A 13,200-nucleotide genomic window follows, 5' to 3' on the forward strand; every position below is an offset into this window, starting at 1 on the left:
TATTATGCGCCAAAGATTTCTATATCTTTACTGTCAGCTGTTAGTTTTACTATAGCTTTTTTAAATGATGCAGTTTTTCCTACATTTCTTCCTACTCTTTTTTCTTTGCCGTCATAATTCATAGTATTTACTTTTTCTACTTTTACTTCAAATATTTCCTCTATAGCTCTTTTCACTTGTGATTTATTAGCTTTTTTATCTACTATAAAAGTATATTTCTTCTCTGATGCCTGCTCCATACTTCTTTCAGATATAACAGGTCTTTTTATTATATCGTATGATAACATTATGCAAACACCTCCTGAGTTCTAATAACAGCGTCTTTTGTCATTACTAAAACTTCATGATTCATTATGTCATATGTGTTGATAACATCAGCAAATGCTACTGACACACCATATATATTTCTTCCTGATCTAACAACATTTTGATCATTTTGTTTTGTAACAAAAAGTGCTTTTTTTCCATCTATTTTAAGATTTTTCATAGTTTGTGCAAAAACTTTAGTTTTAGGCTCGTTCATTGTTAACTCATTTAAAACTATAAGCTTTTGATTATTAACTTTATCAGTCAACACGCTCTTTAAAGCTATTCTCTTAACTTTTTTATTTATTTTATAGCTGTAATCTCTTGGTTTTGGTGCAAACACTACTCCACCGCCTATCCATTGTGGCGATCTTGTGCTACCTTGTCTTGCTCTACCTGTACCTTTTTGTCTCCAAGGTTTTCTTCCTCCGCCTCTAACTTCCGCTCTTGTTTTAGCAGATTGAGTACCTTGTCTTCTGTTAGCAAGATGATTTTTTACAGCTTCATAAACGCAATGTTCATTTACTTCAACAGCAAATATATCTTCTGATATTTCCATTTGCTCTACTACATTTCCATTTATATCAAGTACATCTATTTTTGGCATTATTTACTCCTCCTTTCACCTGATATTATTTATTTATATGATTCTTTCAGTACAACTAAGCCTTTTTTAGGACCCGGAACTGAACCTTTTACAAGAACCAAATTATTTTCTTTATCTACTAAAACAACTTCAAGATTTTTGATAGTTACTCTCTCAAATCCCATATGTCCGGCAAGTTTTTTACCTTTAAACACCCTTGAAGGATCTGAACACATACCCATTGAACCCGGTCCTCTGTGGTAGTGTGAACCATGAGTTTCAGGACCTCTTGATTGTCCATGTCTTTTTATAGGGCCTTGGAATCCCTTACCCTTAGATGTTGCAACAGCATCAACTTTATCTCCTGCAGAAAATACATCTACGTTTATTTCTTGTGCAAGTTTAAAATCAGCTATGTTGCTTACCTTAAATTCTCTAAGCGTTCTTTTGCTTCCGATTCCTGCTTTTTTAAAATGTCCTTTTAACGGTTTGTTCACATTTTTTTCTTTTATTTCGCCAAAACCGCATTGAACAGCTTCATATCCATCATTTTCTTTTGTTTTGATTTGAGTTACTATCATCGGTCCTGCTTCAATTACTGTTACAGGAACTAATCTTCCGTCTTCAGCGAAGATTTGAGTCATTCCCAATTTTTTTCCCATTATTGCTTTCATTAAATTACTACACCTCCATGTACTTACAGCGGATTGCCATGCAATCATCCTAAGGACAAGGCTATACCTTCGCTATTAAATTATTTTTTGATTTCAATTTCGATACCAGCCGGTAAGTCAAGTCTTATTAAAGAATCAACTGTTTTTGAGCTTGGTTCTAAAATATCAATAAGTCTTTTGTGAGTTCTCACTTCAAATTGTTCTCTTGAATCTTTGTACTTATGAGTAGCTCTTATTATAGTTATGATTTCTTTTTTTGTAGGTAGTGGCACAGGACCGCTTACAGTAGCGCCTGTAGACTTCGCTATTTCTACTATTTTTTGAGCTGCCATATCAAGTATTGAATGGTCATAAGATTTTAATTTGATTCTAATCTTTTGCTTGTTTGACATTTTAAAAATTTACCTCCTATCGTACTTTTTGTACGACCGCCATTTATTTTTCAAGGCTCACAGCCAAACTTTCACTTTGTAAACGCCGCCGTGTGTTTCGCTTTTACTTTTATAAAAAAATGGCTTTGTCGCAACATTCACAGATGTTTACTTGCTCCACAAAAATATCCTCGTAAATCGGGCAACCTTTTGCTTCATAGCCACTTGAGTATTAAAAAATAACACTCTAAAAACATACTGATAAATTATACAATAAGTAATTATAAAAAGCAAGCATTTTTTTAAAAATATTTCTGATTTTAAAAAGAAAAATATAATACATATCACTTGCATTAATTTACAAAAAATGTTATAATAATCGCCAGTTACTTGCAATACATATTTTAACATAATCTTCAAACATATTTTTCTTAGAAAACTTTTTTATAAATATCAATAAAGCAGATTTTTATAAAAGCATTAGTAATTTTACTCACATTTTTTTGCATATCTTACATTATAAAGGGAGTTTACTGTTAAATTTCAAAAAGTCTATCAAAAAATTTATTTTTTAAACTATAACAAAAAAAGAAAGGATTAACATTTATGAAAAAAAAATTCCAAAAAATATTAGGTTTAGTAATAGCTACTTCTATGCTATTTGTAGGTTGTTCATCAAATAACGCAAATAACGCCGAGCCAAAAAAAGAAGGAGAAACAAAATTAAAAATAGTTACAAGTATGTATCCTATGTACGATTTTACAAAAAAAATAGCAGGCGACAAAGCTGATGTAGAAAACCTAATACCTGCCGGAGTAGAAGCTCATGGTTGGGAACCTTCAGCTACAGATATAGCCAAGCTCGAAGAAGCAAATATGCTCGTATACAATGGCGCCGGAATGGAAGGTTGGGTAGAAAAAGTTACAGATTCTCTTTCAAATAAAGACCTTTCTATAATAGAAGCCTCAAAAGGAGCAGAACTTATAAAAAATGCAGATCATGATGAAGACGAAGATCATGAACACGAAGAAGGCGTTCACGAAGAAGAACATCACCATCACCACGGAGAATTCGACCCACATGTATGGATTAGTATAAAAAATGCGAAAAAAGAAATGGAAAACATAAAAGATGCTTTGGTCCAAGCTGACGAAAAAAACAAAGCTTATTATGAAGAAAATTATAAAAAATACTCAGAAGAATTTGACAAGTTGGATATGCAATTCGAAGAAACACTTAAACCGTATGCAGGTAAAAGTATAGTAGTAGCTCACGAGGCTTTTGCATATCTATGCAAAGATTATGGTATAAATCAACTCGGCATAGAAGGAGTGTACGAAGATTCAGAACCAGATCCTGCAAGAATGAAAGAGATCATAGAATTCGTAAAAGAAAACAATGTTAAAACTATATTCTTTGAAACACTTGCAACACCTGAAGTATCAGAAACAATAGCAAAAGAAACAGGTGCAAACACAGACGTTCTCAACCCTATAGAAGGTTTAACACAAGAAGAATTGGATGCAAATAAAGATTATCTTTCAATAATGCAAGACAACCTGAAGGCAATAGAAAACGCATTAAAATAGTATATAAAATGTCCTTAATCAAGGGCATTTTTTCTTTTTAGACACTCTCTAATTTTAAAATTTTGTTATAGTAATAATACTTATTCAAATAATTTATCATATTCATTGATTTTTTGCTTAAAACTGTGATATATTTTACTTGGTAAATTTTTTATACAATATTGAGGAAAATCTATGCAAAATATAATAGAAATAGAAAATGTAAGTTTTTCATATTCAGATACTCCTGTATTAGAAAATCTTAATTGTAATATACAAAAAGGCGAAATTATCGGAATAATCGGCTCAAACGGTGCCGGCAAAACCACACTTATAAAACTTATGATAGGTCAACTGAAGCCGCAAAAAGGTTCTATAAAAATATTCAATTTCGAAATGGATAAGATATGTAAATTTCATAACATAGGCTATCTATCTCAAAGCCAGGATAAAAGCAAGCTCAATTTTCCGGCAACAGTATTGGAAGTCGTTATGATGAATCTGTATAAACAAGTAGGTTTATTCAGATTTTATAAAGAAGAGCATCGTCAAAAAGCTATAAACGCTCTGACTCTTGTAGGAATGCAAAATTATCAAAAAAGACTCATATCAGAACTGTCCGGTGGCCAAAGGCAAAGAGTTATGATTGCAAAATCCATTGTAAATAACCCGCATATACTTATATTGGATGAACCTACTACAGGCGTTGACAAGCAGTCCTGCGATTTAATATATGAGCTTATAAAAAAATTAAATCAAGAATTTAATCTCACCGTCATAATAATAAGTCACGATACAAAAAATTTAAAAAAATATTGTACAAATTTGTACGAATTGGATTATGGAAGAATGAATAGACTGTAATCATTAGGAGGTAATCATCATTTTTGAATATGAATTTATGAAAAAGGCATTTATGGTAGGCATACTACTATCTATAATAATACCTTGTATAGGAACAACCATTGTCCTCAAAAGGCTCTCCATGATCGGCGATGCTCTTTCACACGCATCATTGGCAGGAGTATCAGCAGGTCTTATTATGAGCATCAACCCTGTGCTTGGCGCAATAATAGCCTGCATTTTAGCCGCACTCAGCGTAGAAGCCATAAGAAAAAAAATCCCACAATATTCCGAAGTATCTATAGCTATAATAACTTCGGCTTGCGTAGGATTGGCAGGAGTATTATCAGGCTTTATAAAAAACGTCACATCTTTTAACAGCTTTTTATTCGGTAGTATAGTTGCAATATCCGATATAGAAGTAAAAATGACGATAATCGTAAGCATAGTTGTAATTATATCAACAATACTATTGTATAAAGAACTTATGTATATATCTTTTGATGAAGAAAGCGCAAAGTTGTCCGGAGTAAATGTAAGTGCAATAAATTTTGTATTTACAATATTAACTGCAATAACAGTATCTGTAGCATCCAGAACTGTAGGAGCTCTTATAGTTTCATCTCTTATGGTAGTACCCGTTGCCACATCTATACAGGTCTCACGAAGTTACAAACAAGTTATTATCATAAGTGTGTTGTACGCTTTTTTTGAAGTTGTAATCGGACTTACCATGTCATACTATATACGAATAAACGGTGCAGGGCTTAAGCCCGGTGGAACAATAGTATTAATAGCAGTAATAGGTTTTTTATTGACGAGTGCAATAAAAAATATTATAAGAAAATAATTTATATGATATGATACTTCAAATACCGTTTTTTTAGACAATATTCGCATAAAAATATCTAAACTTACATTTTATAATATATGCATTAGATATTTTTTTACATAAATTAATTATATCTCCTCACAATATATTGTCATAATTAAGCACCGGCAATACAACTCCTGCTATTATTATGCCAACTATGAATGTTATCACTATTATCAAAACCGGTTGAATTATCTCACTTATATATTTTATTTCATTGCTCAAATTTTTTGAATACCTGTCAGACAATATGCTTAGATATTTGTCCATATTACTGGTTTTCTCCCCTATAGATATAAAATATTTAAGCATATCGTCGTCAAGATTAAGGCTTTCTACACTGTAACTTATAGATTTTCCCGAATTTATATTTTCTTTGAGCTGTTTCAGTTTTATTTTTATAAATTTATTATTTGTACTCTCTGACAATATCTCTGTAGATTTTATTATATCTATTCCGGCAGATGTCATAATAGAATATGACCACAATATATTAGCCATCGCATTTGAAACCGCAAGCTTAGATATTACCGGTATTTTTTGCAAAAAATTATTGTCATCTCTATTTTCGTATAAATCTTTAAAAAATAAATATATAACGCTTATTAAAGAAATCATCATTAAAGAGCTTTCAAGTTTATAGTCATTCAAAAATAATGAAATCATAAATAATGTCTTGCTAAATACATTCAATTTGGACAAATCATAACTGTACAGATTGACTATTTGAGGTATAAAATAATAATTTATGAATATCAATAAAAATAATATTGATACGGATAATATCATAGGATAAAATGAAGCTGTCTTTATGTTTTTTCTGCTCTCACTCAATTTATAGTAATATTTTGACAATTTTTCAAAAGAAATTTTTAAATTTCCGGTTTCCTCTCCCATTTTTATTATTGATATCGTCAAATCGCTAAATATATCCGTATTTTGCAATGCTGTCGATAAAGACACTCCATTACTTATATTCGTTTTTATATCAGATAATATTTTTTTATCTTTCACCTTGATATCGGTTATGTCAAATATTTTTACTATAGGCACACCTGTGCTTATGAGTTCCGACATACTCTCAAAAAATATGGCATTCTCTTCATATGAAAGTTTGCTTCTCTTAAATATATTTGGAAATTTCTTCAATAGATGTCTCTCCTTTTGCAAATTCATCCAAAAGCTTTTGCTTTAACGTTCTTATATTTATATTATCTTCATTAATCTCGCCATTTTTTATAAGTTTTCTTACATTATCATCCACTACAAGTATTTCAAATACAGCTTTTTGTGTAATATATCCGCTGCCGTAACATTCATTGCATCCCACTGCCTTAAAATAACGCTTGTCTTCAAGTCCATAGTAATTCAAAATTTCTTTTTTCACTTCATATTCTTGTTTGCAACGAGGGCATAAAACTCTGATCAATCTCTGTGATATGATAAGAGAAAGTGCACTCACAACTTCAAATCCTTCCAAGCCTAAATCGTGTAATCTCTGTATTGATGATACACTGCTGTTAGTATGCATTGTAGAAAACACCAAATGCCCTGTGTTGGCGGAGCTTATTGCCAGCTTTGCCGTCTCCTCATCTCTTATTTCACCTATGTTTATTATTTGCGGATCTTGTCTTAATACAAATCTAAGCACATTGTGAAACTCTATATTCTTTTCTTTGCTCACCGCTATTTGAGTAACACCGTCAATTTTATACTCAACCGGATCTTCTATTGATATTATATTTTTTGTACCATCGTTTAAATAATGCATCATTGTAAACAGAGTTGTTGATTTTCCAGAGCCTGTAGCACCTGTTATGAGTATAAATCCTGCATTTTTATTTATCTTCTCTTTTATTATTTTTTCCTCTTCACAATTTAAACCTATATCTCTTAAAGTATATATCTTTCTTGTGTTTCCAAGTATTCGTATACTTATTTTTTCTCCGCTTATCGTCGGCATTATAGAAACTCTATAATCTATGCTTTGTGAATTTATAACAAAATCAAACCTTCCTTCAAGTGGAGTTAACGTTCTGCTTATATCTATATTGGATTTTAATTTTATTATCCGTATAAGAGATTCTCCCCTGTTTATGTCTATTTTCACAAAACTGCGAAGTATTGAATTAATTCTGAATTTTATTATAAAAGACTTTTCTTCACCTATTATATGTATATCACTTGATAAAAAATCCTGTGCTTTTTTGAGTATATATGTAAATAGGGTATCTATATCAGACTTTAATATATCTTCAAATTCTCTTTTTATATCAAGATTCGTTTCTACTATGCTGTAATATTCTTCAAAATATTTATCGAAATTATAAACAGGACTTTGCATTACATTTATATTTTTATCTGTCAATTTTTGAAGTTCATTTTTTATTTTATCCGAAGGCTCATATTTTGAAAGAATTGTAATACTGCCATTTTCTTGATGTAATGGAACTATTTTGTTAGAAAAAGCATATGAATAATCTATCATCGTTTCTCCTTAGTTTTAACAACAATTCATTATAAATTTATGTAAAATATATTTGAGCATATCTTGATTTATACAAAACACTAATTAATACTAATAAATTGTATATTTTTATGTGATTGATTATTACCGTATCTAATATTATATATGACTTTTTAAAAACTTTTTAATATTAGCGTTAATTTCTGTAAAAGTATAAATAAAGCAAGCTAATCAGCTTGCTTTATTTATACTTTTTAGATTGTTGTAACATTTACACACAATCCATATATTAAATTTTTATATAACTAAAAAATCTCTCTTTTATTCAGGCTCTATTATACCATAATGTCCGTCTTTTCTCTTATATAACACATTTACACTATCTGTATCGGCATTTACGAATACAAAAAAGTCATGACCAATCATTTCCATTTGTAAACAAGCTTCTTCTTCAGACATAGGCAAAAAATCGAATTTTTTTCTTCTTACTATCTTTTGCTCTTCTTCATTCGATACACTTGAATCGTCAATGTTTTCGAATCTTATTGTTTCAGTTCCTCTATTTTTCAATTTTGTTTTATATTTTCTAAGCTGTCTTGCCAATTTGCTAACAACTTCATCTACCGCACAATACATATCATAGTCTGTGGCTTCAGCTCTTATTACCGACTTGTTTACTGGTATTGTTACCTCTACACAGCTTTTATCCTTTTTATGAGATGCTGTAGCTCTTACAATCATATCCTTATCAAAATATTTTTCCAATCTTGATAGTTTTGTTTCGATTGTGTCCTTTTGTTTTTGGGAAAGGTTAATTTGTTTTCCACTTAAAATGATGTTCATATTTAATGCCCCTTTCAAATGGTATTGATAGAAACATAAAACCTACTTTTTAATTTAATTATATAGATATGTATTTTTATATAGGTTTTATAAAAATATAATTAACAAAAAATAGTTTATCATATTTTCTATCTTAAATATATTATACACTTTTTTTAAAAAAAGTAAACATTTTCTTTGTACATTTATACAAACTTATAATATGTTTATTTATATAACAATTTATCTCTCACCGCTTAAATTTTAATAATATTACTGACAGACAAAATATACTTTCTAAATTTGCAATATAATTGTAACACTAACTTACAGCTTTTTATTCACGCAATCAACTTAAATTACCATAATAAAATGGGTTCCAATATTTCAAAATATATAGTATAATAAATAACAAACTAAATATATATAATTATAGATATACTTACCGGATAGGTATTTATTTGAGTAAATATAAATACATATCTATTGCTCAATTTAGTCATAATTCAATTATATTTTGAAGGGAGAAAATTAATATGGTAAGCAAACAAGTAAAAATAACAAATAAAACAGGTCTACATCTAAGACCGGCAGGAGTTTTGTCGAAAATAGCAGGTGGCTGTAAATCTTCTGTAATTCTTATAAAAGGCGATAAAAGAGTAAATGCAAAAAGTGTACTAAATGTAATGTCAGCCCAAATAAATGTTGGCGATGAAATAGTTGTAGAATGCGAAGGCGAAAGCGAAGCAGATGATCTGCAAACAATAGTTGAAGCAATACAAAGCGGCTTAGGCGAATAATTGTTATAGCTCTTGTTTTTCGTTATGCTCTTACTTTAAGTAGGAGCATAATTATAAATATTAAATTTTTGAAAGGATATATTTTATGAAGAAACTTTCTGTTGATAAAACTTCATCTAAAGGTATAGCTATAGGAAAAGCATATAAATATGAAAAAATATCTTTCGTTCCGGATATGTATGTATATAATGATAAAGATGAAGAAATAAAAATATACAAAAACGCAACAGAACAGGTATCTGATGAACTTACGAAATTGGCGCAAACAAACGATATATTTGCAGGGCATTTAGAGCTTGTAAATGATGTTGCCCTTCTTGATGAAGTGACTAATAAAATAGTAAATGACAAAAAAAATGTGCAAATAGCTTTTAGAGATACCATAGATGAATTCGTTGCCATGTTTGAAGCTATGGATAACGAATATATGAAGGCTCGAGCAGACGATATAAAAGATATATATCAAAGAGTAATGGCTAAAATAAAAAATGTAGAGCTTAAAAATCTTGCTTCAATACATACACCGACAATAGTAATAGCAAAAGATTTAGCTCCATCTGATACAGCCACTATGAATCTTGATTATATATTGGGTTTTGCCACTCAAGGAGGTGGAGTTACAAGCCACGTTTGCATAATGGCTCGTAATTTGGGATTACCTGCTCTTGTTGGAGCGGATAATTTATTGGAAGAAGTAAACGATAACGATATTATAATAATAGATGCTACAAACGGTGATATATATATAAACCCGGATGAAGCAAAAATAAAAGAGTTTGAAAATAAAAAATCAGATTTTGAAAAAAGAGAAAAATTGCTAAAAGAAAATGCCCATTTAGAAGCAATAACAAAAGATAACAAAAGAGTTCTTGTATACTCCAATGTCGGCAATATCGAGGATATAAAAAATGCTGTAAAATGTTATATAGATGGTATAGGTCTTTTCAGAAGCGAATTTTTATATATGGAAAACTCTCATTTCCCAACAGAAGAAGAACAATTCGAAGTATATAAGGAAGCTGTTCAGATATGTACCGGAGAGGTTATAATAAGAACACTTGATATAGGAGGAGATAAGGAACTTTCATATTACGAATTTGACAAAGAAGAAAATCCTTTCTTAGGTTTCAGAGCTATAAGAATTTCACTGCATCTAAAAGATATGTTCAAAGAACAACTTAGAGCATTACTTAGAGCGAGCGCATTCGGATATGTCAGCATAATGTATCCTATGATAATATCTTTAGAAGAATTGTTGGAAGCAAACTCTATACTTGATGAATGCAAAAAAGAACTTGACTCTCAAAATATAGCTTACAACAAAGATATAAAAGTGGGTATGATGATAGAAACTCCGGCATCTGTAATGGAAGCTGAGGCGTTTGCAAAATATGTCGATTTCTTCAGCATAGGTACTAATGACCTTACACAATATATGCTTGCCGTTGATAGAGGCAACGATAAAATTGCCGATATGTACGACTCTTTTAATCCGGCTGTTTTACACGCAATACAAAAAGTAATAGATGCAGGACATAAAGAAAATATTGTAGTAGGCATGTGCGGAGAATTCGCAAGCGATGAAAGAGCATGCAAAATGTTACTCGGTATGGGCTTAGATGAATTCAGCGTAGCTTTTACGCAAGTAGCTGCAATAAAAAGCATCATCAGAGAATCCGATTTTGAAAAATGCAAAGAAATATCTGAAAAAATCAGATTTGTACACAGCAAAAAAGAAGTAAATGAGATTTTAAATATGTTTTAATCATCAAACAAGGAGGAGATTGAAGTGAAAATAATAAGAAGTGCAACACATTTTGGTTCATCAAAAAAAGCATCACTCGAAATATGCAGGCAGGTTCTTATAAAAAAAGACAGTGTATTGGGGTTTGCAACAGGTTCGTCTCCTATGGAGATATATAAATATCTTATACAATACTACAAAGAAGGCCTCGTGACTTTCAAGCAAGTGACTGCGTTTAATCTTGATGAATATGTAGGCATCGAAAAAACTCACCCAAATTCCTATGCATATTTTATGAAAGATAATTTATTTTCTCATATAGACATAGATATTAATAAATGTAATATAGAAAACGGCTTGGCAGATGACCTTGAACAAGAATGCGAAAACTATGAAAAAGCTATAGATTCAGCAGGAGGAATAGATCTTCAAATATTAGGTATAGGTACTAACGGACATATAGGTTTTAATGAACCTTCAGATAAAATATCTGCAAAAACACATATAGTCAAACTTACTCAAAGCACGATAGATTCCAACTCAAAATATTTCTCAGACATGCAAATGCCTACCAAAGCGATAACTATGGGTATAGCATCTATAATGAAAGCTAAAAAAATAATACTCATAGCTTCAGGAAAAGAAAAAGCGCAAGCCATATACGATTCGGTATATGGAGAGATAACTCCTAAAATGCCGGCATCAATACTAAGACTGCATCCTGATGTTTCAGTATATGTAGATGATGAAGCCGGAAAATTTATTATATAGTACTAAACCATATTTAAGATCTCACATAATCTTAAACTATAAAAAATTCATTTGAATGCGTTTGATTAATTGGATTACTGACATCTAATACCAAAAGGCAATAGAATAATGAACATTTTTGTTTTTAAAAACTTATTAGCTGAGTAAAATTAAGTATATTCAATTTATCACTTTATTTATATGGCTGTTTAATTCAGCAATAATAAGCAAGTATAATTAATTCCATCAAAAATACCATATATACAAATACGTAATCTATTTTGTATATATGGTATTTTAATTTTTAATCAAATTATCAGATGGTACTTGTATTGTAGTCTAATAGCATCCATCTTATTTCCAGTTGCTTTTTTATCTGCGATAATAAATTTGATTGTATTTGTGCATCTATCTCATCTACCGATAATTTTTTATCAACCCCCTGATTGTATAAGGCTGACATCTGTTTTTTCTTTATGTCGAGTTGCATTTTATTCAATTTTTCCAAGCTAAGTTCATTTGCTTTTATCAGTATATTATAATATATCTTGTCATAATTATATAAAGTGTTTTTTTTCAACTCTTTAATATCTTTTTCTTTTTCGTCTATGAGTTTTTGCTGTTCATCTTTATATTTTTTGTAATTTGCACCATAATTGACCTGTTCTATCCACTTCATATCTTTATTCAAATCGTCCAATTCTTTTTTTATGTCCTCAAATGTCTTTTTATTTTTTTCGGTTATTTCAAGTGCCTCTTGCGGTAATAACTGGTCTAACTGTGGTTGTGTAAGTTTTAGATTCACTTTATCTTTAAGGTCTATATTAAGATGTTGTTTAAATCTTTTTTCTTCCAAATCCAATTTAAAATTAAGATTTTTTAATTCTGTCTGCAAAGCGTCAAGTGCAGTTTTTTCACTGTCATAATCAACTTGTGTTATCATACCTGTCTTTAGTTTTACTTGTGCGTGATTTAGCGCTTGAATTTGGTTATCTATCTGCATTTGCTTATTTTTTATTTCGTTTTGATAATTTATTATGTTAGTAAAGAGCGTAAGCGTCTTTTTTTCATTGGCTATTATCATTTCTTTTTTTGTCTGGATGTTGTTTTTTAATATCTTTTCATAATCATATGTCTTATAAGTATTATTATATACTTCTGTTTTTGTCATGCCGTTATATTCATAATCCGGATTATTCTGTAAATAATCCTTTTTTTGTATATCATTTTTATTTTTTAGCGAATTTATTATTTCGTCTTGCAGTTTTATCTCTTTCGAATTCGATATTCCTATCTGTCTTGCTTCATCGAATGTATAGCTAACTTCGTTGGCATATGAGTTTGATATGCCGAGCATACTTACCAATAATAACGCTATTATTTTTTTCTTCATA

Annotated in this window: 14 protein-coding genes; 6 read left to right on the forward strand and 8 right to left on the reverse strand. The window is 30.2% G+C overall.

Annotated features, from left to right (window positions below; translation table 11 throughout):
• Positions 1–2: 2 nt before the first annotated feature.
• The 4 genes from rplW to rpsJ all read right to left on the reverse strand — a co-directional run bounded on the left by rplW (position 3) and on the right by rpsJ (position 1,958).
• Positions 3–287 (reverse strand): 50S ribosomal protein L23, encoded by a 285-nt coding sequence (gene rplW, locus HMPREF9630_RS05520; RefSeq protein ID WP_009524381.1) that lies wholly within the window; start codon positions 285–287, stop codon positions 3–5.
• Positions 287–913, reverse strand: coding sequence for a 50S ribosomal protein L4 (gene rplD / locus HMPREF9630_RS05525; protein WP_009527532.1), 627 nt, complete (start codon positions 911–913; stop codon positions 287–289). Before rplD ends, rplW begins: the two co-directional genes overlap by 1 nt.
• A 29-nt stretch (positions 914–942) precedes the next feature.
• Positions 943–1,566, reverse strand: a complete 624-nt coding sequence (gene rplC / locus HMPREF9630_RS05530) for a 50S ribosomal protein L3 (RefSeq protein WP_009527533.1) — start codon at positions 1,564–1,566, stop codon at positions 943–945.
• An 80-nt stretch (positions 1,567–1,646) separates the two neighbouring features.
• A complete protein-coding gene (gene rpsJ / locus HMPREF9630_RS05535) occupies positions 1,647–1,958 on the reverse strand; it encodes a 30S ribosomal protein S10 (protein WP_009524384.1) in 312 nt (103 codons plus the stop codon).
• A gap of 585 nt (positions 1,959–2,543) precedes the next feature.
• Between rpsJ and HMPREF9630_RS05540 the strand changes: the two genes are divergently transcribed.
• The 3 genes from HMPREF9630_RS05540 to HMPREF9630_RS05550 all read left to right on the forward strand — a co-directional run bounded on the left by HMPREF9630_RS05540 (position 2,544) and on the right by HMPREF9630_RS05550 (position 5,199).
• Positions 2,544–3,527, forward strand: coding sequence for a metal ABC transporter substrate-binding protein (locus HMPREF9630_RS05540; protein ID WP_009527534.1), 984 nt, complete (start codon positions 2,544–2,546; stop codon positions 3,525–3,527).
• A gap of 174 nt (positions 3,528–3,701) precedes the next feature.
• Positions 3,702–4,370, forward strand: a complete 669-nt coding sequence (locus HMPREF9630_RS05545; RefSeq protein ID WP_009527535.1) for a metal ABC transporter ATP-binding protein — start codon at positions 3,702–3,704, stop codon at positions 4,368–4,370.
• A 37-nt stretch (positions 4,371–4,407) separates the two neighbouring features.
• The gene (locus tag HMPREF9630_RS05550; RefSeq protein ID WP_034910415.1) at positions 4,408–5,199 is read left to right on the forward strand and encodes a metal ABC transporter permease; all 792 of its coding nucleotides are present in this window, start codon (positions 4,408–4,410) and stop codon (positions 5,197–5,199) included.
• Positions 5,200–5,319: 120 nt separating this feature from the next.
• On the opposite strand, the gene HMPREF9630_RS05555 is transcribed toward HMPREF9630_RS05550, so the two are convergent.
• The 3 genes from HMPREF9630_RS05555 to hpf form a co-directional block, all read right to left on the reverse strand.
• The gene (locus tag HMPREF9630_RS05555; RefSeq protein WP_009527536.1) at positions 5,320–6,372 is read right to left on the reverse strand and encodes a type II secretion system F family protein; all 1,053 of its coding nucleotides are present in this window, start codon (positions 6,370–6,372) and stop codon (positions 5,320–5,322) included.
• The gene (locus tag HMPREF9630_RS05560) at positions 6,347–7,711 is read right to left on the reverse strand and encodes a GspE/PulE family protein (protein ID WP_009527537.1); all 1,365 of its coding nucleotides are present in this window, start codon (positions 7,709–7,711) and stop codon (positions 6,347–6,349) included. Before HMPREF9630_RS05560 ends, HMPREF9630_RS05555 begins: the two co-directional genes overlap by 26 nt.
• A 300-nt stretch (positions 7,712–8,011) precedes the next feature.
• A complete protein-coding gene (gene hpf / locus HMPREF9630_RS05565) occupies positions 8,012–8,533 on the reverse strand; it encodes a ribosome hibernation-promoting factor, HPF/YfiA family (protein WP_009524393.1) in 522 nt (173 codons plus the stop codon).
• A 515-nt stretch (positions 8,534–9,048) separates the two neighbouring features.
• Between hpf and HMPREF9630_RS05570 the strand changes: the two genes are divergently transcribed.
• The 3 genes from HMPREF9630_RS05570 (at position 9,049) to nagB (ending at position 11,827) form a co-directional block, all read left to right on the forward strand.
• Positions 9,049–9,312: an HPr family phosphocarrier protein gene (locus tag HMPREF9630_RS05570; protein WP_009527538.1), complete on the forward strand. Its 264-nt coding sequence runs from the start codon at positions 9,049–9,051 to the stop codon at positions 9,310–9,312.
• Between the two features lie 85 nt (positions 9,313–9,397).
• Positions 9,398–11,077 carry a phosphoenolpyruvate--protein phosphotransferase gene (gene ptsP / locus HMPREF9630_RS05575; RefSeq protein WP_009527539.1) on the forward strand — a complete coding sequence of 560 codons (1,680 nt, stop codon included), beginning with the start codon at positions 9,398–9,400 and terminating at the stop codon, positions 11,075–11,077.
• A gap of 24 nt (positions 11,078–11,101) precedes the next feature.
• Positions 11,102–11,827, forward strand: a complete 726-nt coding sequence (gene nagB / locus HMPREF9630_RS05580; RefSeq protein ID WP_009527540.1) for a glucosamine-6-phosphate deaminase — start codon at positions 11,102–11,104, stop codon at positions 11,825–11,827.
• A gap of 295 nt (positions 11,828–12,122) precedes the next feature.
• Here nagB and HMPREF9630_RS05585 read toward each other — a convergent pair whose 3' ends face one another.
• A complete protein-coding gene (locus HMPREF9630_RS05585; protein ID WP_009527541.1) occupies positions 12,123–13,199 on the reverse strand; it encodes a TolC family protein in 1,077 nt (358 codons plus the stop codon).
• Position 13,200 lies beyond the last annotated feature (1 nt).

Source organism: Peptoanaerobacter stomatis (genome assembly GCF_000238095.2).
Lineage (GTDB): Bacteria > Bacillota > Clostridia > Peptostreptococcales > Filifactoraceae > Peptoanaerobacter > Peptoanaerobacter stomatis_A.